Origin of the sequence: Corynebacterium sp. HMSC034H07, assembly GCF_001815175.1 — a bacterium.
Classification (GTDB): domain Bacteria; phylum Actinomycetota; class Actinomycetes; order Mycobacteriales; family Mycobacteriaceae; genus Corynebacterium; species Corynebacterium hiratae.
The window spans coordinates 23,340-46,380 of record NZ_KV819537.1; the positions used below are offsets into that span (position 1 = coordinate 23,340).

General features: G+C 61.7%; 25 protein-coding genes, 1 tRNA gene and 1 pseudogene. 18 read left to right on the forward strand and 9 right to left on the reverse strand.

Annotated features, from left to right (window positions below):
- The first annotated feature begins 4 nt into the window (after nt 1–4).
- From HMPREF3009_RS09405 to HMPREF3009_RS13115, 9 genes are all read left to right on the forward strand, one after another.
- The gene (locus tag HMPREF3009_RS09405) at nt 5–1,156 is read left to right on the forward strand and encodes a molybdopterin molybdotransferase MoeA (RefSeq protein WP_070681559.1); all 1,152 of its coding nucleotides are present in this window, start codon (nt 5–7) and stop codon (nt 1,154–1,156) included.
- Nucleotides 1,153–1,623: a MogA/MoaB family molybdenum cofactor biosynthesis protein gene (locus HMPREF3009_RS09410; protein WP_070681562.1), complete on the forward strand. Its 471-nt coding sequence runs from the start codon at nt 1,153–1,155 to the stop codon at nt 1,621–1,623. The genes HMPREF3009_RS09405 and HMPREF3009_RS09410 overlap by 4 nt, the downstream gene beginning before the upstream one ends.
- The gene (locus HMPREF3009_RS09415) at nt 1,613–2,032 is read left to right on the forward strand and encodes a molybdenum cofactor biosynthesis protein MoaE (protein ID WP_070681565.1); all 420 of its coding nucleotides are present in this window, start codon (nt 1,613–1,615) and stop codon (nt 2,030–2,032) included. The genes HMPREF3009_RS09410 and HMPREF3009_RS09415 overlap by 11 nt, the downstream gene beginning before the upstream one ends.
- Nucleotides 2,029–3,111 (forward strand): ThiF family adenylyltransferase, encoded by a 1,083-nt coding sequence (locus HMPREF3009_RS09420; protein WP_232761065.1) that lies wholly within the window; start codon nt 2,029–2,031, stop codon nt 3,109–3,111. The genes HMPREF3009_RS09415 and HMPREF3009_RS09420 overlap by 4 nt, the downstream gene beginning before the upstream one ends.
- Before the next feature lie 441 nt (nt 3,112–3,552).
- Nucleotides 3,553–4,284 (forward strand): DUF1648 domain-containing protein, encoded by a 732-nt coding sequence (locus tag HMPREF3009_RS09425; RefSeq protein WP_070681567.1) that lies wholly within the window; start codon nt 3,553–3,555, stop codon nt 4,282–4,284.
- A gap of 4 nt (nt 4,285–4,288) precedes the next feature.
- Nucleotides 4,289–5,032: an NAD-dependent deacylase gene (locus HMPREF3009_RS09430; RefSeq protein WP_070681570.1), complete on the forward strand. Its 744-nt coding sequence runs from the start codon at nt 4,289–4,291 to the stop codon at nt 5,030–5,032.
- A gap of 61 nt (nt 5,033–5,093) precedes the next feature.
- The gene (locus HMPREF3009_RS09435; protein ID WP_369816114.1) at nt 5,094–5,348 is read left to right on the forward strand and encodes a type II toxin-antitoxin system Phd/YefM family antitoxin; all 255 of its coding nucleotides are present in this window, start codon (nt 5,094–5,096) and stop codon (nt 5,346–5,348) included.
- A 9-nt stretch (nt 5,349–5,357) separates the two neighbouring features.
- Nucleotides 5,358–5,627, forward strand: coding sequence for a type II toxin-antitoxin system RelE family toxin (locus tag HMPREF3009_RS09440; protein WP_070533429.1), 270 nt, complete (start codon nt 5,358–5,360; stop codon nt 5,625–5,627).
- Between the two features lie 64 nt (nt 5,628–5,691).
- On the forward strand, nt 5,692–5,970 hold the full coding sequence (locus HMPREF3009_RS13115) for a hypothetical protein (RefSeq protein WP_080975121.1): 279 nt from the start codon (nt 5,692–5,694) through the stop codon (nt 5,968–5,970).
- A 529-nt stretch (nt 5,971–6,499) separates the two neighbouring features.
- On the opposite strand, the gene HMPREF3009_RS09450 is transcribed toward HMPREF3009_RS13115, so the two are convergent.
- Nucleotides 6,500–6,587 (reverse strand) — tRNA-Ser (locus HMPREF3009_RS09450).
- A gap of 271 nt (nt 6,588–6,858) precedes the next feature.
- On the opposite strand from HMPREF3009_RS09450, the pseudogene HMPREF3009_RS09455 reads away from it, so the two are divergent.
- Nucleotides 6,859–6,954 (forward strand): annotated as a pseudogene (locus HMPREF3009_RS09455) (addiction module antidote protein, HigA family); the annotation flags it as partial.
- Nucleotides 6,955–7,056: 102 nt separating this feature from the next.
- Here the strand turns inward: HMPREF3009_RS09455 and HMPREF3009_RS09460 are convergent.
- The gene (locus tag HMPREF3009_RS09460) at nt 7,057–7,335 is read right to left on the reverse strand and encodes a VOC family protein (RefSeq protein ID WP_308409928.1); all 279 of its coding nucleotides are present in this window, start codon (nt 7,333–7,335) and stop codon (nt 7,057–7,059) included.
- 187 nt (nt 7,336–7,522) lie between these two features.
- Here HMPREF3009_RS09460 and HMPREF3009_RS09465 point away from each other — a divergent pair, with 187 nt between their 5' ends.
- Complete coding sequence (locus HMPREF3009_RS09465; RefSeq protein WP_141756288.1) at nt 7,523–7,765, forward strand: hypothetical protein; 243 nt, start codon at nt 7,523–7,525, stop codon at nt 7,763–7,765.
- A gap of 9 nt (nt 7,766–7,774) precedes the next feature.
- Complete coding sequence (locus HMPREF3009_RS09470; protein WP_049156784.1) at nt 7,775–8,281, forward strand: SMI1/KNR4 family protein; 507 nt, start codon at nt 7,775–7,777, stop codon at nt 8,279–8,281.
- A gap of 149 nt (nt 8,282–8,430) precedes the next feature.
- On the opposite strand, the gene HMPREF3009_RS09475 is transcribed toward HMPREF3009_RS09470, so the two are convergent.
- Nucleotides 8,431–11,676, reverse strand: coding sequence for a hypothetical protein (locus HMPREF3009_RS09475; RefSeq protein ID WP_049156779.1), 3,246 nt, complete (start codon nt 11,674–11,676; stop codon nt 8,431–8,433).
- Nucleotides 11,667–13,037, reverse strand: coding sequence for an SWIM zinc finger family protein (locus tag HMPREF3009_RS09480; protein ID WP_049156776.1), 1,371 nt, complete (start codon nt 13,035–13,037; stop codon nt 11,667–11,669). The genes HMPREF3009_RS09475 and HMPREF3009_RS09480 overlap by 10 nt, the downstream gene beginning before the upstream one ends.
- A gap of 155 nt (nt 13,038–13,192) precedes the next feature.
- Here HMPREF3009_RS09480 and HMPREF3009_RS09485 point away from each other — a divergent pair, with 155 nt between their 5' ends.
- Nucleotides 13,193–13,567, forward strand: coding sequence for an SMI1/KNR4 family protein (locus tag HMPREF3009_RS09485; protein WP_049156773.1), 375 nt, complete (start codon nt 13,193–13,195; stop codon nt 13,565–13,567).
- 61 nt (nt 13,568–13,628) lie between these two features.
- Here the strand turns inward: HMPREF3009_RS09485 and HMPREF3009_RS09490 are convergent, their stop codons facing one another.
- Nucleotides 13,629–15,356, reverse strand: coding sequence for a SulP family inorganic anion transporter (locus tag HMPREF3009_RS09490; RefSeq protein ID WP_070681576.1), 1,728 nt, complete (start codon nt 15,354–15,356; stop codon nt 13,629–13,631).
- Between the two features lie 226 nt (nt 15,357–15,582).
- Between HMPREF3009_RS09490 and HMPREF3009_RS09495 the strand changes: the two genes are divergently transcribed.
- Entirely contained in the window at nt 15,583–16,479 is an 897-nt protein-coding gene (locus tag HMPREF3009_RS09495; RefSeq protein WP_070681579.1) for an NAD(P)/FAD-dependent oxidoreductase, read from the forward strand.
- A gap of 15 nt (nt 16,480–16,494) precedes the next feature.
- The gene (locus HMPREF3009_RS09500; RefSeq protein ID WP_070681582.1) at nt 16,495–17,451 is read left to right on the forward strand and encodes an NAD(P)H-quinone oxidoreductase; all 957 of its coding nucleotides are present in this window, start codon (nt 16,495–16,497) and stop codon (nt 17,449–17,451) included.
- Here HMPREF3009_RS09500 and HMPREF3009_RS09505 read toward each other — a convergent pair.
- A complete protein-coding gene (locus HMPREF3009_RS09505) occupies nt 17,448–18,659 on the reverse strand; it encodes an aminotransferase class V-fold PLP-dependent enzyme (RefSeq protein WP_070510707.1) in 1,212 nt (403 codons plus the stop codon). The genes HMPREF3009_RS09500 and HMPREF3009_RS09505 overlap by 4 nt on opposite strands.
- Nucleotides 18,660–18,854: 195 nt before the next feature.
- On the opposite strand from HMPREF3009_RS09505, the gene HMPREF3009_RS09510 reads away from it, so the two are divergent.
- Complete coding sequence (locus tag HMPREF3009_RS09510; RefSeq protein WP_046647242.1) at nt 18,855–19,706, forward strand: galactan export ABC transporter permease subunit Wzm/RfbD; 852 nt, start codon at nt 18,855–18,857, stop codon at nt 19,704–19,706.
- Nucleotides 19,707–19,718: 12 nt separating this feature from the next.
- Nucleotides 19,719–20,516 (forward strand): galactan export ABC transporter ATP-binding subunit Wzt/RfbE, encoded by a 798-nt coding sequence (locus tag HMPREF3009_RS09515; protein WP_070681585.1) that lies wholly within the window; start codon nt 19,719–19,721, stop codon nt 20,514–20,516.
- Between the two features lie 111 nt (nt 20,517–20,627).
- Here the strand turns inward: HMPREF3009_RS09515 and HMPREF3009_RS09520 are convergent, their stop codons facing one another.
- Nucleotides 20,628–21,233, reverse strand: a complete 606-nt coding sequence (locus HMPREF3009_RS09520) for a GNAT family N-acetyltransferase (protein WP_083312735.1) — start codon at nt 21,231–21,233, stop codon at nt 20,628–20,630.
- A 34-nt stretch (nt 21,234–21,267) separates the two neighbouring features.
- Between HMPREF3009_RS09520 and HMPREF3009_RS09525 the strand changes: the two genes are divergently transcribed.
- Nucleotides 21,268–22,182, forward strand: a complete 915-nt coding sequence (locus tag HMPREF3009_RS09525; protein WP_198531134.1) for a galactofuranosyltransferase GlfT1 — start codon at nt 21,268–21,270, stop codon at nt 22,180–22,182.
- Here HMPREF3009_RS09525 and HMPREF3009_RS09530 read toward each other — a convergent pair.
- Nucleotides 22,179–22,634, reverse strand: a complete 456-nt coding sequence (locus tag HMPREF3009_RS09530; RefSeq protein WP_049156754.1) for a GtrA family protein — start codon at nt 22,632–22,634, stop codon at nt 22,179–22,181. The genes HMPREF3009_RS09525 and HMPREF3009_RS09530 overlap by 4 nt on opposite strands.
- A 2-nt stretch (nt 22,635–22,636) precedes the next feature.
- Entirely contained in the window at nt 22,637–23,026 is a 390-nt protein-coding gene (locus HMPREF3009_RS09535) for a GtrA family protein (protein WP_049156808.1), read from the reverse strand.
- Between the last annotated feature and the right edge of the window lie 15 nt (nt 23,027–23,041).

The window sequence follows — 23,041 nt, forward strand, 5'->3', positions numbered from 1 at the left end:
CCCGATGCGCACCTATGAGGAACACCTTGCCGCCGTCCGCGCGGCCCTTCCGCAACCCCGCGCGGTCTCCACTCCCCTGAGCAGCGCCTTCGGACGCCGTGCCGCCGCCACGTACCGCGCGGAACACAACCTTCCACCTTTCGATAATTCGCAGATGGATGGCTATGCTCTTCCGACTACACACGGCGGCGCCTTCACCGTCGGCCGCACCATTGCGGCGGGTGATCCTCCGGTGGACCTCACCGAAGGCACCGCCCTTCCCATCATGACCGGCGCCAAAATCCCCGAAGGCACCGCTACCATCGTCCCCGTCGAGCACTGCGAGCCCCCGCACTTCCCCGAGGAGGGCGCCACGGTCACCGTGCCGGCAGCCCCCGAGCAGTTCATCCGCCGTGCCGGCTCCGATGTCCAGGCCGGCACGACCCTCATCAACGAGCACGCGCTTCTCGACGCCCCCTCCATCGCCACCCTCGCCTCCCAGGGCCTGGCCGAGGTCCTCACATACGCGCCCGCCCGCATCCTCATCTGCACCGGCGGCGCGGAAATCGGTGGCACGGGCGAGGCCACCATCCCCGATTCCAATGCACCGATGCTCGCGGCCTTGGCTGCGCAGTATGGCATCGACGTAGCCGGCTTCGTGCGCACGAATGACGATCCTTCTGCCCTGCGCGCGGACCTCACCGAAGCGGTCATCACCCACCGCCCCGATGTCATCGTCACCTCCGGCGGCATCTCCCACGGAAAGTTTGAGGTCATCCGCCAGATCTTCGAAGAGGACGGCTGGTTCGGCCACGTGGCGCAGCAGCCCGGCGGCCCGCAGGGCCTGTCGCGTTTGGGGGAGGTTCCCGTTGTCTGCTTCCCCGGCAACCCGATCTCCACGCTGGTGAGCTTTCGCCTCTACTTGGCACCCGTTATCGGCCGCGCTCCCGCTCCATTTAGAGCACACCTTACTGAGCCCGCCGAAGGCCTCACCGGCCGCGAGCAATTCCGACGTGGAACCATCAGCATCTCCGACGGCACCGCCGAAGCCTCCTTCCTCGGCGGCACCAGCTCCCACCTGATGTCCCAGGCCATCGGCGCCAACGTACTCATCCGCATTCCGGCCGACACGCAGCTTTCAGCCGGCGACCTCGTGGAGGTGTTCCCGCTCTCATGACCCGCCGCGCACTCGTTATCGTTGCCTCCCCCCGCGCCGCCGCCGGTGAATACGAGGACCGCTCTGGCCCTATCTTGGTGAACTTCCTGCGTGAGCAGGGCTTCGATACCCCGGCTCCCGTCGTCGTCGCGGACGCCGATATCGACTCAGCCCTCGCCACTGCCTTCGCCGATGCGCCCTCCGTAATCCTCACCTCCGGCGGCACCGGCATCACGCCGGATGACCGCACCGTCGAAGCACTCACCCCGCACGTGGAGCGCGAACTGCCCGGCCTGGCCCACGCCTTCTACGCGCACTCAGCGGCCATCCCCACCGCGGCACTCTCGCGTACCGTTGCGGGCGTTTCTGGTCGGACTTTCGCCATGGCCCTCCCCGGCTCTACGGGTGCGGCCAAAGACGGCTGCGCGGTCCTCGAACCAGTTCTTCACCACATCATCAACCAGCTGGAAGGCATCAATGAGCACTAACTACGGCCTGCTCGGCGCGCATATCAGCGCCGAGCCCATCACGGCCCCCGACATCGCTACCCCGGAAACGGGTGCTGTCGTTTTATTCGACGGCATCGTACGCAACCACGACTCCGGCCGGGGTGTGAAACTCCTTACCTACACCGCGCACCCAACCGCCCAACAGGAAATCGAGCGCGTCGCCGACGAGGTCGCCGCCGCCTTCCCTGCCGTCCGCCTCTGGTGCGCGCACCGCACTGGACCACTAGAAATCGGCGAATCCGCCTTCATCGTTGCAGCTGCCTCCGCACATCGCAAGGACGCCTTCGAAGCAGCGTCGACCTGCGCCGACCGCGTCAAGGCGGAAGTCCCCATCTGGAAAGAACAGCTCCACACCGATGACACCACCACCTGGGTAGGCCTGGAATGAGCTCACGTTATGCACGCCAGGAAACCCTCTGGGGAAGCTCCACACAGGAACAGCTTCGCTCTTCTACCGTCGCCGTCATCGGCGCCGGTGGCCTGGGCTCGCCTGCCCTGCTCTACCTGGCAGGCGCGGGCGTGGGGCGCATCCTGCTTTTCGACGACGACACCGTCTCCCTCTCCAACCTGCACCGCCAGGTCATCCACAGCACGGCGACCGTAGGCCAGCCCAAAACCGAATCCGCCGCTTCGGCCTTGAACGCCCTCAACCCGGAGTGCACCGTCGAGCAGTTCTCGCGCCTCACGCCCGATACCGCCTTAGACCAGCTGAGCGGCGCTGACCTCATCATCGACGGAACCGATAACTTCTACTCCCGCCACCTAGCCTCCTGGGCCGCCCATGAGCTGGGCATTCCGCACGTGTGGGCCTCGCTTCTGGGCTACGACGCGCAGCTCACCGTCTTCCATTCCGGTCACGGCCCAGTCTACGAGGACCTCTTCCCCACCGACCCGCAGGTGCCCTCCTGCTCGCAGGCCGGCGTGATGGGACCGGTCGTCGGCGTGGCCGGCTCCGCCCTAGCCGTCGAGGCGCTCAAGCTCCTCACGGGCATCGGCACCCCGCTCATCGGCACGCTGGGCTACTACGATTCCCTCGCCGGGACCTGGGAATACATCCCCGTGCGCGCGAACGGCGCCATCCCGGCGCGCCCCGACAACCCCACGGACATCCGCGTCATCCCGGAGGACGCCACGCTTATCGACGTCCGCACCTCCCCCGAGCGCGCCGCCTCCCTCATCCCCGGCTCGCAGCACCTCCCGCTCGATGACATCCTCGCTGGCCACAACCCGCCCATAGACCTCGCCGACCTCGCCGTCCTCTACTGCGCCAGCGGCCTGCGCTCCGCCCAGGCCGTCGAGGCCCTGCGCGCCCGCGGCTTCAGCAACGTCTACTCGCTGCGCGGCGGCATCGACGCCTGGCAAGAGCACATCTCCGAGCTCGAGGCCGAAGCCGACGCCGCCCACCGAGGCGAGCTAGAGACCATTTCTCTCGATGACCTAGAGGCCGAGCAGGGCGTGGCCGACTAGCTTCACGCCACTGGCCGTGAGATTCTCTACCCCTCAGCTGGCGGCTCCACCTTCTCGACATCACCTTGGCTACATGGTCCCTTTAGTTTGGTCCCCATACTCTGGTCCCTACTCATTGCAAAGGGACCATTTACAGCCAGTTTCCTGCGCCAGGATGGTACCTTTACCCAGTGAAAGGACCAAAGTAAAGAGACCAATTTGAAGGGACCATTTACAGCTCCCCTTCATCGACCAATCAGCCCCCAAGAGTCCGTACTACTTGCCCCACAAAGGGTTCCCCTCACATGGTTCTAGTCAGATGGTTTGTTTGCACCCAAACGAACCATCTACCTAGGTGCAGATGGTTTACTTGCCCCCAAGCGAACCTTATGACTGGAACCATGTACGAGAACGACTCCTGCAACGCCCCCAACCAGACACCCCCTTTGTAAGCTCCCTGCCATGAAGCCCCGCCAGTATTACGTCGCTACCGCTGTGGTGTGTGCTCTCACGCTGGTGTACATGCTGCTGCGCTGGGACTCGGTGCCCGATCCCATCCCGGTCCACATCGATGGCTCGGGCACCCCGGACCGCTTCGAGCCCAAATCTTTCCTCAACGCAACGGTCCTCGTGTGGATCGGCGTTGTGTTCGCCATTGCACTGCCGCTGTGCGTGCCGCCGATCTCGCTGGCTCGAAAAACAATGGATGTACCGGCAGAGTCAGCTCTTCCGTTCTCCGAGGCCACCGCCCAGCGCGCGGAGCTGCTCACTGGAAAGACCTCCACGTTCATTGCCCAGACAGTCCTCACCATGACGGCCTGCGTGTGCCTCACTGCGGTCTGCACCGTCATTCCGGATATCCCCTTCTCCGGCTTTCTGCTCGTGGCCGCGTGGATAGCCTTCACCGTGTTCGTCATGATTCAGGGCGTCCGATTAACGCTGACATCCCCGAAGGCCGTGCAATCCATACCCGCCGACCATGAAGAACAAGTTCGCAACGAAGCGCTCCGCTTTGCCGGCAGCATGGGCATCTACAACGAGCCCACCGACCCCATGTGCATGGCAGTCTTTTCCACGAATTCTTCGAAGCTGCAGATCAACACCGCGCACGAACCGGGCCGGCGCTACCTGTGGCGCATGGGAATCGCGCTTAGCGCATCCATAGCATTCTGCGTGCTCATCGCCGTACTCTAGATGCATGGAGCACCTGTTTGAGCGCGCACAGTCGATTCTTTCTGATGCCACCCACGTTGAGGTTTTCACCGGCGCGGGCATGAGCGCGGACAGCGGCATCGCCACGTACCGCGATGCGCAGACGGGCATCTGGGAGAATGTGGATCCGGTGGCGATGGCGTCGATAAGCGCATGGCGCAATGAACCTAAGCCTATGTTCGCCTGGTACCTGTGGCGCGCACAGCTGGCGCAGCGGGCCCAGCCCAACGCCGGGCACCGCGCAATTGCTGCAGCACGCGGCATGACGGTGACCACGCAAAACATCGATAACCTGCACGAGCGCGCCGGAAGCCAAGACGTGGTTCACCTACACGGCTCCTTGTTCGCCTTCCGCTGCACCGACTGCGATACGCCGTATGACGAGGACATTGCACTGCCGAACGAACCGGTCGAGAGCATCACCCCACCCGAATGCCCCGTGTGCGGCGGACTCGTGCGCCCGGGCGTGGTGTGGTTCGGTGAGGCCCTGCCCGACGACGAATGGGCCGAGGCCGAGCGCCGCATGTCCACCGCGGACGCGCTGCTCATCGTGGGCACCTCCGGCGTGGTCTACCCTGCCGCCGGACTGCCACAGATTGCCCATGCGCGCGGCATCCCCATCGTGGAAATCACCCCGCAGCCCACGGACCTCTCGCCGCTTGCCAGCGTGGTGGTCACCGCCACCGCAGCGGAGGCGCTGCCTCGGATCCTGGCGGGGCGAATCGGATAAACAGCAACCCGATATCCCGCGGCCCTTGCCCACCGAAATGTACAAGATGTACATTTGCAGTATGAAAACGATGTCAGTGGCATCCAGCCAATTCCGCCAATCCCAAAGCCAAATTCTTGAAGAGGCACAGCACACACCCGTCGCCATCACTAGTCGTGGAAGCCGGATTCGCGCTTTTGTCGTCTCTCCTTCATTTTTCGCCCGCGCAGTCGAAGCACTGGAAGATCGTGAGGATGTTCAGGCCGCAGAGATTGCCCGAGAAGAGTCCGTAGAGATTTCACACGAAGACCTCAAAAAAGAACTCGGACTCACCTAATCGCCTTCTATGGCTAACTCCACTTATCGCATCACCTATAAGGCATCCGCAGCCAAGGAGCTACGCAAGCTCGACAGGCCGACACAGAGGCGACTACTTGCTGCAATCGAAGACTTGGCCGTTACCCCTCGCCCGGATGGAGTAAAGAAGTTAAAAGCCTCGGACGACCTGTATAGAATTCGAGTCGGACACTATCGCGTGGTTTATGAAATCCTAGACGGAAAGCTCGTAGTCCTCGTCCTGCGCGTTGCTCACCGACGAGATGTTTACCGGAAATAGGCAAAATTCCTCTCAGATAAACTAAACCGGCCAGTCATTCCGCCCCTCGAGAGGAGATGAATCCATGCTCTACCTTGTTCCAGGAGCCTTAGCGGGAATCGTCTTTTATGCCATTCTCACAGCAGTGAGCTGGGCCATCGAAAAAGCCTGGCCACAACGACGTCTAGGCGCACATAGCCGGTTGACCCTCCACTGCCTTGCCGCAGTTGCATTTTCAATTTTTCTCGCCTTGCCTGGCGGCGGCGGAAACTGGGCCACCCACCTGCAAATTAGCGGGTTCCTACTAGTGGGATGCGTTCTGAGCTGGGTGACTGCAGCGATGAACAACGGAGACAATGCCTGACGCCGTAGAGCGATAACTTCCCTTAATCGTCATTCCTCACATCCCTAATGCATACAAACCCTGTGAGTTGTTCTCCGGGGAGGCATAAGGGCTTCTTCCCTGCATTTTCTCTTCGCTCATTAACGGAGAAAACGAATTGAGCGAACTGGGGAACAATCTGTACCGATGGAAAAAGCTCCCTTAATTGGTGAGTAATACGCCATCCCGCGTCGTACCATCGAAATCTATCGAATTGGTCCTTCCAACGCGGACGCTGGCGAAAGCTATCGGGTATCTCGAGGAAATTCTGCTGAAACTCCTCCGTCCACTCAAGGATTTCGCGTCCCAGATCGGACTCAATTCCTAAGTCTTCAGGAAGATAGAATCCGATTCTATTAGCCCCAGAAACTATGAGTTCTTTAGACGGCCACAGCGAGCTTGGGTGACTGTACTCTGGGCGGAGGAATATTTGCCGATTGGCCATGGAACTAGAATAGCCCAGTGCCACTGCTCAATATACGCAAGATTTTGGTGTAATCACCAAAACAATTGGCGGAGGCGGCGGGATTTGAACCCGCGGTGAGTTTCCCCACGCTGGTTTTCAAGACCAGTGCATTCGGCCGCTCTGCCACGCCTCCTCGTCACGCGTCAGCATGCACCGCGCGCAACACGTTCAGAGTACTAGACTCCGGCGCGGGAGAAGAATTCGGCTCATCTCGTTGAGCAATGGCCAAGCTATGGAGTTCAAACTTGATGCTTAGCGTTATGGGGGTAGGTCCGTTAAAGCGAGCGAGTGGGGTCAGGCAACAGCGCATATTCAGCGTGACTACACCATCACGGAGCCAGAGGAGGGTGAAATCGTTGACTACCACTAACAAGCTTCCGCCAGTGCACCCGGGGGAGGTCCTCATGGAGGACTCCATCGAGGGGTTCAGCATCACGCAGAACAAGCTCGCGGTGCCGATCGGTGTGCCTCAGCGGCCGAGCAAAGAGATGGTGCACGGCTAGCGGTCCATCACCGCCCTGCTTCTGGGGCGCTCACCGAGAATGCATGCCGACGTTGATGACGTTGCCTGATCCGTCGCGGTAGAAGAAGCGCGTAACGCCCTACTCTTCGGTCGTGAGAGGGTGCACGATCTCGCGACCTGCCTCGACAGCGCGACAGTAGGCGGCTTCGACATCATCGACGAAGATTGAGACATCGGGATTCTCGCGGGCTGTGGCATCTCTCGTGAGGAGATTCAGCTGACAGCCTCTGGAATCGGCGAGTGTGACGATCCAGCCGTGATCCATCACCACCTCGAGACCGAGGACCGCAGCGTGTTCGTCGACGCTTCTGCGGAGATCTGCCACCGTGAGGTTGGGGACGATGCGTTCGATGTTCATGCCTTCACGCTTCCAGCTGGAGGAGTGCCAGTCAAGAAGTTATTCAGCTACGGAACGTGGTGGAGTTCAAGTTCAACGTGTAGCCGAGTGCGTCGTTCAGCCTCTGGCTGATCGGCTGAATGGCCGCTTGAGGGCGGCCCCGGAGTTCGCCGGGGCCGCCCTTTTCGTGTGGGGGGAGCCGGTTGGCATGAGTGACAGGTGGTGTGCATGGCTCGGATGGAAGGAGGAATTGGACGGCTCGGGTTTTTCTGCCGGCATGGCCTTCCTTGCCGATGGCAATCGCATCCGCGCCTCCGAGGAAGCTCTGTCCGGCACCGCCCTTGTTATGCTGGCGGGCGACGATGCCGTCCAACTTTGGAACTGCGAACTCACTGAGGTTCAGCTCGTCGAGGTGGTTTTCGTCGACCAGTCTCCAGTCACGGATGAGTAGGGGAAAATTATGAGGTTGATTGAGACCAACGAGGTTTTCAGTTCTCTTGAGCAGCTTGATCCCGCCATCAAAAACAAAGGCAAGATCCCTGACATCGATGCAACGTACACCGAGTTCATTCATCGATATGACGGGGTAAGTATCACGCCGGACATTGTTCTGTATGGCTATCAGAAGGTCCTCGAGTGGAATCGGCGAGCACGTGGCGACGGCTTGCCCGAAGATCTGTGGCTTATCGGGCAGTCGGGGCAGGGCGATGAGTGGTTCTTGAGTGCACGGCGCAAGACAGTGTTCTTCTTCGACCACGACCAGGGGGAATACGGAGGGCCAGAGAGCTTCCTCGATTTGAAGATCGATTTCACTGGTTTTCTCAGGATGGGGTTCCTGTTGTCGGAGCTGGAGGAGAAGCTTGCCGAGGGACAGGAGATCGATGACCACGAGCAGGAAGTTTCGGACCTTCTGAACAGCATCGATCCGCAACTGAGTGAGAGGTATCCCTTCAACTATTTTGAATGATTGCACCTTGGTCTCAGCTCACGGCCATTAGCGCAGGCGCGATGTTGACGCCTGTGGCAAGTGCGCGGGTGTGGGCGTCTTCGACGGCATCAACCAAAACGGAAGTATCGGGGTTCTCGGGAGCGGTGGTGCTGAAAGGACGTTTCCAGTCACCCCAGGGACGTGACTGTCTCGAAGGACTTGGCCAGCACTCGGGCTTTCTTCAGTGCTGCAGACGAACCTTTCTTCGCTGCCAGCGCGTCGAGGCCGTCCCACGCGTCAGCCGGTATGTAGCCGCGGCGGGTGGCTTCGAGCAGGATCTCGGCGTGCAACGTCACAACGTCGAGGACTCGGTTCACCCACTTCGGTACCGTGTCCAGGTTCCCGGCAAACCGCAGGGGTTCGCTCAACGTTGGCCACAGGAACGGCAGCAGCTCAGGCTGTTTTTCCAGGGTGTGCACCACCCGCGCCGGGCTCCACACCTCGTGGTACGGCAGCAAACCGATCGTGGCGGCCTTCACAGCAGCGGAGCCGTAGGCCTCCTTTTCGGCCAATTCTTGTAGCCGTTCCGCTGCCCATTCCCGCTTCTGGTGGACGTCGTTGGCGCGGACCGCCAGGTAAGCGACCAATACCGCAACCAGTGCGTCGGAAAGCTCAGGCTTATCCCCGCTCTTTCGGCGCCCTGCGACCAAGGCTGTGCCGTCCCAATAGAGCCAGCTTTCCGTGCCTTCCGGCTCGTCCTGGCTCACGCGCTTGGAAATGGCCTGCCCCTTTTCCCGGATCTCAAGGAACTCTCTGGTCGGGCTTTTAATCTCGAATACGGACGCCGGGTAGCTGGGAACAACCATGTCGAGTTGCAGGTGGGGCTGCTTTGTGTTCGAACCTGCCTCGCGCAGCGAGTACGTCACCCCATCCGGGATGTTCGGCTTGGTCCCGGCCGCTGCCGGCCAGATCTTTTTGAAAAGCGCCGTGTCGAGGGCAGGCGCAGCAAGCTGCTGGGGTTCTGCCTGCTGGTCGGGCAGGTGCTTGACGACGCCCCTGGCCGCGTCAACCGCCTTTGAAGTACCTTTCCGAGCCGCGAGCGCGCGTACCCCCGGCACGTCCAGCGCTGACGCCGGTGCAACACCCTCAGTGACCGCAGCCAGCACCTCGCCGACGTAGTCCTGCATCGCCTGAGCCGCCTCGGCGGTGCCCGCCAACATCCGCGGGGTTTTGGCAGAGGCGACGAGCACGTCGTCCAAAAGTGGCCAGACAACTGACAACATGCCGCGATCCGCTGCCTCACGCAATGACTCGACGAATGATCCGATGTTGCGCAGCTGCCCGTCCCAGTCGAGGTAGTCGATGTCGGCCACGCCGGGCACTAACAGCCCACGCTCCCAGGCTTCTTGCAGCGCCAACGCTGACTCGGTGGCATGCTCCGGGCGTCCGTGACGCTGGACCGCAAGCAGATTCACCGCCGCGCCGGGCCCCAGTGGCTTGGCGCTAAGAGCCAGCTGCCGAGCCATGACTGACGCCACGTGCGGATCGCGCCGATGAAGGTAAACGTTCAGGGCATCACCCCAGTTGGGGAACACCCCGAAGTAGGTGCCGATCCGGGTTTCGAGGTACATCTTGCGGTTCAACCCGACCAATGACTTGGGCCAGACAAAGCTGTCATCGTGATCTGACAGGGTAGAAGGCGCATCCGGAATGACGAATGGTCTCTTCAGGTAGGACGTGATTACTCGGTCCGCGCTGCGAACCAGCTGTTTGCCGTCCATCAACTTCACCCGGACCTCGGGCAGGTCCGGGTTAGCGTCCGCTTTCGTCACATCCAGGCGAGCTAGCGCCAAAACCAGGTCAGCTTGCAGCACTGGGACGCCCGCGGACGCATACTTTTCCAGGGATGCAACCAGATCCTCGAACTCGACACTCAGATCCACCCGCGATGGCTGTGACAGCAGGCACGGGATCTGCCCGAGGTGGTCCAATGTGCTCTGAAGATGCACGTCCCACAGGGTAAATTCTGTTTGCCACCAGGGCCGCGCCGGCTTGCCCGCCAACCAGTTGTGGACGGCGTCTGCCCAGTACACCGACGAGATACCATGCAGCGCCCTGCGGGTGTCGTCCATGCTGTGGTTAGCCAGCGCGACCGCCAGCGCCAGGAATCGGTCTGCCTCCAAGCCGAACGCAGCAACGTCACCGCGAGATGTCAACACGCGAAGCGCTTCGGTCAACGCCTCCGGGGTGACCTCACCCACCTCAAATCGTGGGACGCTCCACAGCTCTGGAGTGGGCTGCCACAGCCCGGTGACCTCGGGCTCGTCGCTTGGGGCTGCGGGGCTCATGTTCCACTTTGTCAGCACCGCCTCGGCCAACTTGACCGTGGCCGTGTCGGAGGACTGGGCGAGTTCACTTAGCCTCTCGTACAGTAGCTCAGCGCTGGTCTGCCCGGGAAAGTCTCGCTGCTTCAAAGCAGTCAACACTTGTCGCACTGCCTTCTTCGTCTTCGCATAAAGACAAGCCAGAGCTACTTCGCCCACCAGATCGTCGGCCACATTCGCAATCAGTCGAGGAGCGAAGCCCTCGACGACCGGCCCTTCACCATGACTTAGGACGGGGATCAGCGCGTCGGTGCGGGCGACCAGTTCATCGTCGGTCACCGCTATGTCGTTCACGATCAACGACGTGAGTTCTTTACGGTCACTAGGGCGCGCCGCCGCGTCCAAAGACATGAAAAGCTGCTCTATTCCCGCGTCGCGCTCGATCAGCCCTGCCTTGACCGCAGCCGCAAGCAGCTTGCCGAAGGTCCCCGTCATCGGTGCTCCCGAACGCAGCGTGGCCTGCCAGTGCTCCTCAAACGAAGGACGCAGTTCTTCAAAAGTCGGGAGCACATGTTTTTCAGGAAACGTGATGTTGTCAACGTCACCAGTAAGTGCCGCGAGCGCAACGATGGACCAGTCTTGGAGGTAGCCGACCTTGTTTGGGACGGATAACCTCATCTCGCATACCAATCGGACGGCTGCCTCACCATGTGCGGACAGGGAGTGCTCAGACACCCTCAGGCGAGGGATGCACACCTCATCGATGAATGTGACGGCGTAAGCCTCGCCGCGTTGGGCAACACATCTAGCCAAAACAACATCGTCGGTGTACTGCAGTAGCGATACTGCTCTGGGTGGGATTACGCCGAGGCGCAACGCGAACAGAGCGAGCATGGTTTCGTTGCCGTCCACCGCGCTGATCCAGCCGATATAGTTTGATCGGATTCTCCCGTACTCACCCCAGTCGCCGGTTTTTAGTCCGGCGAGGGCCGCTTTCTGTTGTTCTTGCGTGCCTAGTGGCAGTGTTGGTGCATCGGCGACATCAGCCTTGTCCCAACCTAATTCGCGGAAGATTTCAACGGCCTCATTCAGCCTCGGATTCACTGCCATTCGAGTCCCTGTCGTTCGGTGGGGCTGGCCGATTTATGTGTCAACATGACGGCGAGAACGTGCTTGCACGGCCCACGGTCGCCAGCATGTGAGAGATACCAGGTGCAACTGCAGGTGGCACCCTTCTCGGGCACATCAGGATCGGGGCCGAGCCGCACGCCGTATTCGGCGTCGCCGGATGCGACGATCCAAGCATCCGACCCGGCGCTGCGCACGGCACCGGCGGACACGAGCTTCTGTGCTGCAGTCAACCGTGGGTTGTCTTTTCCCACACGTTCGGGAGTGTCGGGCAGCTCGCGGTGGAAATAGGCTTGGTCGTTGACGTCCCAGCCCACGCGGCCAGAGGCCGCGAGCACCGCCAGCGCGGCCTTCACCCGGGCCTTGGGAAGCGCGGTGTCCTTGGTAAGGCGGTGCACGTCAATGATCGGTTCAAAAGCCAAGATCGCGCTCACTAAGTCGGCGTCTTCCGCGACGTTCGGTTCGGCTAGGGAGGCCAGTAGGGAGCCTTCGCCGGAGTAGCCGCGCCATTCCTTGTCGGTGAGCCCCAAGGTGAGCCGGGCGTCCGGGAGCAGCAGCGTGATCATTGCTCCAACGGTGTGCTCGTCGGCGGGGCCGTGGACGATGAGTCCTTGTGCGTGGGGCAATAGCCGTTTCAAGGCGCTTAGCCGCTGCAGGCCGCTGACCAGCACCGCTCCCGGCGTCGCCACCGCACTGACCTTTATCGCGCCACGGGATGAGGACAGCCAGGCTGAATGCCCGGACGCACTCGCGGGCGGCAATCCGGCAAGGAATCGGCGTGCACCCGAGGCCGGCACTCGGAACGCCTCGACGAAACCTTGTTGTGACTGCGCCGCGTTGCCCAGCGCGGGCACCCAGCGTGATGGCATGGTTACGGGGCGCTCAATCGTGGACGTCGTCAGCGTCGCCGCCCGCAGGCCCTCTACGCCGACGTCGAGATGCAGGAGTTCATGGCGCGGCAGATTGGACAGCATCACTCTGGACTTTGGGCCGATGTCGACGTTGGTGGTGCCACGTCCGATGTCACCACCATCAAGGCCCGAACCCATTACCTCGAAGCACGCGTAGACGGCGTTGCACCCCGAGAAGCACTCGGCCCGCAGGCGATCGCCGTGTGCGGAAAGGATCGGGTCGCGCTCCGGCATCGGGGTGAAGTTGTAATAGCGGGTAGCGGTGATGTCGGCGAGTGTTACGAGCCCGCGTGCGAGCACCTGCGGGTGGGTTGCGAATCCGTGGAAGAAACTGGGGGCCGCGTTAAGGCCATCAGGCTCCAGTCCGGCCGCGAGTGCGAGCGTGAGCCGGTTGTCCACGAGCGTGGTCTCTCTGGAGAAAACCCTTTCCATCTACGCCTCCAAGCCAGTGCCCTTTGCCCGTAGCAAGCCGTATTTGTCGCTCAGCTTACGTGTCTTCGCATAGGGGTGCCAGGCGGTTGCAATAAGACCGCCCTGCGGTAGGACGTGTGTAGCGGAGGACTGGGATTTCGAGATACACTGCTCGCATGGCATTCCCGGTTGATGAATCACGAATCCGCGCTGCTGAGGAAGCATTGGGCCGCACCTTCCCGGACGACTTGCGGCAGCGTCTGATGTCGGAGAACGGCGGCGAAATCGACGATGCCGACGAGGGATACTGGTTCCTCTACCCAGTGTACGACGATTCTGACCGCCGCCGTCTCGCGCGCTCGGCGAATCACGTGGTCAAGGAAACCGAAACGTGGCGCTCCCAGGCCGACGGATTCCCGCAGGACGCCATCGTCGTCGCAGAGGATCAGGAAGGCAACGCGATTGTTCTCCTGCCAAGCGATGACAGCTTCTACGTTTGGGACCACGAATCGCGGGAAACGGAGCCGATCGAGTTGCTTTTCGACAAGTGACGCTGAGTCGAGCTCAGCGAATACTTCATCGGTGCTGAAGTGGTGCGGTTTTGGTTCTTCGTCAGTGCTGCTCGTCCTGCTGATTGCTTTGCGACGCCGCGGGTGCGCCATCAGACTCCTCATGCTGAATGCGTGAGACATGCAGCCGGGCATGGGCGATGGCGTCGAGAGTGTCGTCAAAGACGTGATTCGCATGCGCAAGCTGGTCAAATACGCCGAGTTCGCGCAACACCGGAACATGTTCGGGCTTCGTGGCTGAGAGTAGGACCCGGGTGCCGTGACGTTCAAGGCGCCCGATCGTGTCAGCGAGCATCTGGGCGCCAGTGGCGTCAATCGTCGTGACATAGCGCATGCGGAGCACGACAACCTTGACCGACGAAGCATCAGCGAGATCGAGGAGGAAATCGTGCGCTGCGCCAAAGAAGAGTGGGCCTTCCAAGCGGAAGGCGGCGATGTGCTCATCGAGGAGTTCGCGTTCCTTGTCGCGGTGGTCTCCTGTCTCCAGTGGAGCGGCCTCTAACACCGCCGTGCGGGCGGTATCGCGCAGCGCGAAGAAGCCCGCTATTACAAGGCCAATGAGCACGGCGACGACAAGGTCGAACACGACGGTGGCGGCAGCCGTAATAAGCAGGGTGACCCCGTCGCCCTTGGTGGCGCGCATCACCGAGCGGAGGTTCCGCGGATGGATCATCTGGATCGCAGTGGCGATAAGCACGCCGGCAAGCGCAGCGAGAGGAATCTCGCCCACCCACCGGGCCGCGACGAGCACTGCGACGAGCAAAAGCAGCGAATGGAACACCGCCGCCAGGCGCGTACCTGCGCCGGCCCGCACGTTGACAGCAGTTCGGGCGATCGCGGCGGTCGCGGGAATCCCGCCAAACAGAGGCGCGACGACATTGGCCACGCCCTGCCCGAAGAGCTCGCGGTCAGGATCGTGCCGGTCGCCGACTGTCATTGCGTCAGCGACCGTCGCGGACAGCAAGGACTCCAACGCACCGAGCGCTGCGACGGCGACCGCCGCCAACAGCAAGGAATCCAGGTGCTCCCACGGGATCTGCGGCAAGCGCGGGGCAGGCAACGTCGACGGGATGTAGCCGATAGTCTTCAGACCGCTGTCTGCCAGCATGTTGATGGCCGTCGCGGCAGCTACCAACACCAGCGCCGCGGGAAAGCCACTACGAACGCGCGCCGCAACCACGATTCCGGCCGCCACCGCGAGGGTCATCACGGGTGCTTGCCATGCCGGCGCATCTAACCAAGCTTTGATTGCGCCCCACGCCAAGCCGAGGACCTTCTCGCCGTCCACGTCAACACCGAGTGCAGCAGGCAGCTGCTGGAGGCCGATGATCACCGCAATACCGGCTGTGAAACCTTCGACGACAGGCAACGGCATGTACTTCATCGCGCGGCCAGCGCCGGTGAATGCCAGCAAGAGCAGCATGAGCCCCGACAGCACGCCGACAACGAGCACTCCGTCGGCACCATGGTCAGCCACGATCGGGATTAACACGACGGTCATTGCGCCGGTCGGGCCGCTTACCTGAACATTGCTACCACCGAAGACCGCGGCCAAGATGCCCGCGACGATGGCCGTCGTAATTCCGGCTGCGGCGCCAACACCGGACGCAACGCCGAAGCCGAGCGCGAGGGGCAGTGCGACGAGGGCCACCATGAGGCCTGCCGAAAGGTCGCGCCCGATCGTCGCGCGGGACCAGTCCGAGCGGCGCGGTGCGAAACGCAGGGCACGCGATCGGATGCCCACCTTAGAGACGGTGGAGGGGTAGGTCATGCTACTTTCTTGCTCCTTAAAAGCTCAACGACATCCAAAGGATACACAAGGCGCCATCCTTCGACGGGCCGCATTCGCAATTCTGGCCGATGCCTCATGTTGACGAATTCCCACCACACCCCAACCCTTCGACACTAACTTGGCCAAGTCAGGGTTGGGCGTGACGCCTGCCACAAATTAATGAAAACCATTGCCATATAAACCCTCCTCTGGTTTACTCGCGGCCATGCAGACAGTAGATACCCTCATCATCGGCGGTGGTGCGGCCGGCCTTCAGGCAGCACTGGTCATGGTCCGCGCCCGCCGCAGTGTCCTCATTGTTGATTCCGCCACTCCCCGCAACCGTTTCGCCCATGAAATTCATGGAGTCATTGCCCTCGAGGGCACACCACCGCTTGAGTTCCAGGAGCGCGGCAAGGAGCAGCTGCGCGGCTATGGCGCGCAGATCCTCAACGCCACCGTAGATTCCGTCACCGATAATGACCGCACGCTCACCGCCACGTTGAGCAACGGCGAAACCGTCGCAGCCCGCTCCATCATCGTCGCCAGCGGCGTGGACGACGAGCACCCCAACATCCCGGGCCTCGAAGAAAACTGGGGAGATACGGTCCTCCACTGCCCGTACTGCCACGGATACGAGGTAGCGGACAAGAAGCTCGGCGTGCTCTGCATCGGCGAGTTCTCCTTCCACCATGCGGCAACGCTGCGCCAGTGGTCGAAGGACATCACCTTCTTCACCAACGGAATGGAGTTCACCGACGAGCAGCGCGCGGACCTGACCCGGCGGGGCATTGCGCTTATCGACGGCCCCGTCACCGCCTTCCAGGACGGAAAAGTCCTGGTTGGGAGTACAACCTATGCCGTCGATGCGCTGTTCTACATGCCCATTCCCCGCCCCCACGATGAGTTCCTCGCTGACCTCAACCTCGAGCGCCACAGTCCGCCACCGGCGATGGGCGGCAGCCTGATCGAGGCTGATCTCACCGGTGCCACCAGCCACCCGCGCGTCTGGGCGGTGGGCAACGTGGTCAATCCAGGCGCACAGGTGGCGATGGCCATGGGCCAGGCCAATGCTGCTGCTATCACGGTCAATGCGTTCCTCGTCGAGGATGATTGGATTTAAGTACGGTGGTGTGGCATGAAAGCCATCATTCAGACCAACCTGGAAGACCCACACTCGCTGGAGTTGGGGGAAACCAATAAACCACAACTCCAAGACGGCGAAGTCCTCGTTAAGGTCAAAGCCGCCGGCGTAAACCGCGCCGACCTGCTCCAGGCCCGCGGACACTACCCGCCGCCGCAGGGCGCATCGGAGATTATCGGCCTCGAAGTCGCAGGCGAGGTCGTCGATGCAGGCAACACCGACGTCGAGGTTGGCTCCAAGGTCGGCGCACTGCTGGCCGGCGGCGGCTATGCCGAATACGTCGCCGTACCCAAGGGCCAGCTGCTGCCCATCCCCCGTGGCTATTCCTTTGCCGAGGCCGCCTCCGTCATCGAGGTGGCCTGCACCGTGTGGTCCAACATCGCGATGGAGGCTGGTCTCACGGAAGGCCAGACCATCCTCATCCACGGCGGCGCGGGCGGCATCGGCACCTTCGCCATCCAGGTGGCGAAGCAACTCGGCGCCACCGTCGCCGTGACGGCAGGATCCGCAGAAAAGCTCGAGACCTGCAAGGAGCTCGGCGCGGACATCCTCATCAACTACAACGAGCAGGACTTCGCCGAGGAACTGAAGAACCAGTGCGATGTCATCCTCGACATCATGGGTGCGAAGTACCTCAAGAAGAACCTCATCGCGCTAGCCAAGGGCGGCCACATGGTCACCATCGGCATGCAGGGCGGAACAAAGGCCGAGCTCAACATGGGTATCCTCCTCAACAAGCGCCTGACGCTGCAGGGCACCACGCTGCGCTCCCGCTCGCTGGAGGGTAAGGCCGCCATCGTCGCGGACACCGTTACAAACGTCTGGCCTTGGCTGGAGGAGGGCAGCGTCAAGCACCACCTGCACGCTACCTACGCACTTGCCGACGCCGCCGAAGCCCACAAAGCCCTCGACTCCGGCGAGGTCACGGGCAAGCTCGTCCTCGAGGTCTAAGCCAATGACGCGACCACGCGGGTGAGGTGCTCAACGTCGTGGTACGTGCTAAACGGACTCAGCGAGACCGTGACAGCACCGCCGACTTCTTCCACGCCCATCTCCGTGAGCAGTGGAGTGTGCGGGGCGATGGTAGTCACCAGGCCATTGTCAAAGAGGCGACGGTGAATCACATCCGCAGGCACGTCCCGCACAGCGAAGGTGAGGCGTGGGAGGCGGTCATCGGAGGCGTCGGCTGCCGCTTCCCCTGTCACTCCCAGGACGTGAACGGCCGGCAGCGTGCCCAACAGGCTGTAGAGATCCCCGGTGAGATCCTCCATATAACCGGAGAGGGCTTCCATCGAACGTGTCAGGCGCACGCGGCGCGAACCGCGCTCCCCACCGGCGAGTTCTGCCAGATGATCCACCAGGGGACCAACGCCACCGGCCAAACCCGCGGAGACCGGGCCAACAACAAGCTCATCGAGGCGGCGGAACATCGCGGTGTCGCGGAAGACCAGCGCCGCCATCTGCGGACCACCAAGAGCGCCCACATCCACGCCGAGGATATCCGCCCCAATCGCGTCAAAGTCGAGGAGGCGGTAGGGGGCGATAGCGGAAACGTCGACAAGCACCCAGGCGCGCGAACGCTCATGGACCGAATCAATAATCTCCGAGGCCGGCGTGACCGTGCCCAGCAGCTCGTGGGCGGCAGAAAAGGCGACAAAACGCGTCGAACCATCAACCAGATCGGCATATTGGAACGCCGGCAGCTCGCCAGTTCCCAAGTCCGGCTGCGACCACCGAATATCGGCACCCAGGTGCTCAAACGCGCTCGTAAACTCCGGGGAATCAAAACGGGAGAGCACCACCGAGGACTGGCGGCGCAGGAGCGGGCGCAGTGCGACACCCAAGGATTGGTACAGCACCGGCAGCGACGGGCCCAGGATGACGCGCTGCGCTGTCGCCCCCGTGAGATCCGCCACCGCCCGGCGCGCGGAGTCATACATGTCCGCCGCGTGGAGCTCCCCGGGGTCGTGATGCGCCGAGTGCGCGCCCACGGCATCCTCCAGCGGCTTCACCGTGGCGGACAAGCGGAAAGAACGGGCAACCCCAGAGGCCACGCGTTCCGCAATCTGCGGCGCGGCGTGCGCGTTCAGGTAGGTCCAACCATCGGACAGACCAGTGTAAAGACCTCGCACGCTGGCGACGTCATACTGTTCCGTCATGCTTCAACCCTTCCTCGAATCGTCCGATCGACTCCCTACTCTATACGCCCCACGTAAATCTTTCCTAACCCTCGATTTTCCCAGCTCGCTCGTGTTTTCCCAGGTTAAGGGCGTGTGTGTAGGTTTTTAGCGGATGTGCGCGCTAGGGTGAATGGCGTGCAAGACAAGAAAAACCTGCGTGACGACGTCGCCCGCATGACCTCCGCGCCTGCACCCGGCGAGGAGCCGGCCTCGCGTTCCATGACCATGTCGGCGGCCTTCGCTGATCTGTTGCAAGGCGCTCGCCAGCGCGAGCTGTGGTTCAAGCTGGGCATCCAAGACATCAAGCAGCGCTACCGCCGCTCGGTATTGGGTCCCTTCTGGATCACCATCGCGACCGGTGTGATGGCCGCGGCGCTTGGCCTGCTGTACTCCATGCTCTTCCAGATCCCCGTGGCAGAGTTCCTGCCCCACGTGACCGTGGGCCTTATCATGTGGAACTTCATTTCCGGCGCCATCAAGGAAGGCTCGACGGTCTTCATCGACAACGAGGGCTTGATTAAACAGCTGCCCGCACCACTGTCGGTGCACGTCTACCGCCTGGTCTGGCGGCAAACTCTCTTCTTGGGGCACAACCTCATCATCTGGCTGCTGCTCATCATTATCTTCCCGCGCCACCTGGGCTGGGAGTTCCTCCTGTTCATCCCGGCGCTAGGACTCTTCCTGGTTAACGGCGTGTGGGTAGCCATGTTCTTCGGCATCATCGCCACCCGCTTCCGTGACGTTGCCCCGCTGCTGGAGGCTCTAACCCAGCTGCTCTTCTACGTCACGCCTATCGTGTGGATGACCAACACCCTGAAGGAACAGGGAGGTGCCGTGGCCAGCCGCGCGCGCATCGCTGAGATCAATCCGCTCTATCACTACATGGAGATCATCCGCGCCCCCATGATTGGTGAACCCGTTGCCGGTTATCACTGGCTTATCGTCATCGGCTGCACCGTCGCCGGCCTGCTCATCGCCGGACTGGCCATGCGCCAGTGGCGCTTCCGTGTCTCCTACTGGGTCTAGAAAGGATCGTCCATGGTTTCCATTGATACGTATAACGCTTGCGTGGACTTTCCCATCTTTGATGCCAAATCCCGTTCACTCAAGAAGGCGATGCTCTCCACGGCCGGTGGCTCCATTGGCAAAAATGACCAGAACGTGGTCATGGTGGAGGCACTCAAAGACATCAACCTCCACCTGCGCGAGGGCGACCGTGTGGGCCTCGTCGGCCACAACGGCGCGGGCAAAACCACTCTGCTGCGCCTGCTGTCCGGCATCTACGAACCTACGCGCGGCGCTGCCGACGTCCGCGGGCGCGTTGCCCCAGTCTTCGACCTCGGCGTGGGCATGGACCCGGAGGTTTCCGGCTATGACAACATCATCATCCGCGGCCTCTTCTTGGGCCAGACCATCAAGCAGATGAAAGCCAAGATGGATGAGATCGCGGAATTCTCTGAGCTGGGTGATTACCTCTCCATGCCGCTGCGCACTTATTCCACCGGTATGCGCGTTCGCCTAGCGCTGGGTGTGGTGACCTCCATCGAGCCGGAGATCCTGCTTCTCGACGAAGGCATCGGCGCCGTCGACGCCGCCTTCATGGCCAAGGCCCGCGTGCGCCTCCAGGACTTGGTGAAGCGCTCCGGCATCCTGGTCTTTGCTTCCCACTCCAATGACTTCTTGGCCCAGCTGTGCGATACCGCCCTATGGATCGACCACGGCCAGATTCGCTCGGTGGGCGAGGTCTCCGAGGTCGTCGGCGAGTACGAAGGCCCCGAGGTGGGCGAGTACGTGCGCGATTTGCGCAAGCGCTTCGACAACGAGGAGAACGCCTAAGTTTCCGTGAAAACAGGCGACAATTCACTTGTTTTCACGGAAACCTTGCTGTTCCTACTGCCCTAGTTGCCAAACTTTTCGGGCCCCAGCGAATGGTCGGTCATACTTTCGTCACTTAGGGCACCTCACCCCAAGCAGCTCGCCCAACTCCTCGCTCATGCCACTGACAGTCACTGCCGGCCCCGGCTGGTAGTCCTCTTTGCGCAGCACGGCCTTGTTGCCTTCGATGATGTAGCCCAGCTTGCGTGATACAGCCTGGGAAGCTTCATTGCCGGGGTCCCACTCGGAGCGCAGCCGATGGGCCCCCAAGTAATCAAAACAGAAGACCGCAGCGGCATGGCGAACCTGCGTCCCTATCCCGCGGCCCTGAAGGCGGTGGTAGATCCACGATCCGGTTACGACCTCATGGTTATCGGGAAAACTCTTCGCCCGCAGATCCACCGAGCCGATGATCTCACCATCAAGATGCACTCCGAAGTCGAGCGACCATTCTTCCGGGGACATCTGCGCGCGGTGCGCCCACCGGAAGCTCGGGTCCGGCTTCTCTTTCAGCCAGGGGAACGTGTACTCCGGAAGCGGCTCACCGAAAATCTCAGCCGCACTAACACCGTGGATGGCAGCAATGTCGCTATCGCGCAGCACCCGCAAGGTCAGGTCACCCACCTGGATGGAAATCCGAAAAGGAGCCCACATCTCTTCAATACCTTTTACAGCCATGGCTAGCATCGTATAACTCATCACGGGTGGCACAATGGAACGCATGACTGCCACCCTGTCCCAGGCCGGTACGACGGCCGCTGTGATCGTCACCCACCAGCGCGTGGAACTGCTGCGCGCCTCCCTTGAGCAGGTGGTGAACCAGACGCACCCAGTGCAGTGGGTCATCGTGGTCGATAACGGCACAGAACAAGCTGTAGAGGAACTCCTCCACGAACTGGCCGGTGAGCGCGCCGTCTACGTGCCTTCCGAAACCAACCTCGGCGGCGCCGGCGGCTTCGCGCTGGGCTTCCTCACCGCACTCGCCCTCGGCGCGGACGCGGTGTGGTGCGCCGATGACGACGGCCGCCCCGCCGACCACCACGTGCTGGAAGAGCTCTACCGCGTTGCGGAAAACAACAGCCTTCACGAAGTTTCCCCCGCCGTGTGCAACATCAACGAGCCCGCCAAGCTGGCCTTCCCGCTGCGCCAGGGCTTGGTGTGGCGGCGCTACATGAGCGAATTAGAGGGCGACTTCCTCCCTGGTATCGCCTCGCTTTTTAACGGCGCGCTCATCTCCGCCGAGGCCATGGAGATCATCGGCGTGCCAGATTACCGCCTGTTCATCCGTGGCGATGAGGTGGAATACCACCGCCGCCTGGTCAACTCGGGCTTAAACTTCGGCACTGCGCTGACCACCAGCTACCTGCACCCGGATGGCTCCGACGAGTTCAAGCCCATCCTCGGCGGCAAAATGCATACTCAGTATCCGGAGGGCGAGTTCAAGCGCTTCTTTACCTACCGCAACCGCGGCTACCTTCTATGGCAGCGCGGCATGCGCAAGCTGCTGCCGCAGGAATTCGCACGTTTCGGCTGGTTCTTCATCGTGCAGCAGCATGACGTGAAGGGATTCATGGAATGGCTGCGCCTGCACAACCGTGGCCGCAAGGAAGACTTCCGCAGGCCCTAAACCTCAAAGGACTTGCGCGTGCTGCGGAAAATGACCCACCGCTGCACGAAGAAGTTGATGAGTGTTGCCGTGCCTTGCGCAATCACAAACGCCACCGCCAGTGCCCAGGACGAGGGCCACTCCAGGTTGTGGTCGAAAAAGGGGAAGGCCCAGCGGTATAACAAAATATTGATCGCATAGGTCATGGCATAGGTGGCAAACACCGCGGCAAAGCGGCGCTTCGATGCCCGAGCGTTGAAGGTCCACCGCCGATTCAATAAATAAGCCACGAAGGTGCCCACAGCAAAGCCGACAGTTCGGGAGCCCACGTCCCCGAACACCCCTAAACCAATTTGAAAAAGCCAGGTCAGGGAGACGTCGATAAGCGCGGCAATGGCTCCCGTAATGGCGAACTTCGCGCCCTGCGCGTGCAGGGAATTCGATCGTGAGAGGCGTTCGGCGCGACCAGCCATAGTTACTTGCCTTTAAAAATGAATACGCGCTGAATGGCGAAGTTAGTCACCGTGGCCACGCCCTGCGCAATGACGAAAGCGATAGTGTCCTTCAGCGCGCCCTCGAAGCCCAGACTGATCAGCGGAGCGTTGAGCACCCAATACAGGAAGTTCTGCACGGCGAAGGTAGACAGGTACAGCATGCCCACGGCACCGGCGGTACGACCAGATACTTGTGCACCGAAAGTCCAGCGAGCATTGGCTACATACGCGGCGATGGTACCGAAAACCCAGCCTATCGCCTTGGCCAGGGAGCGGTGCAGGCCCAGGTACGTCAGGAAGAGGGTGAGGCCATAGTCGATGGCCGCGGTGAAAACACCGACGGAGACAAAGCGCACGAGCTGCGTCTTCAGGGTGGAAGTAGGTTC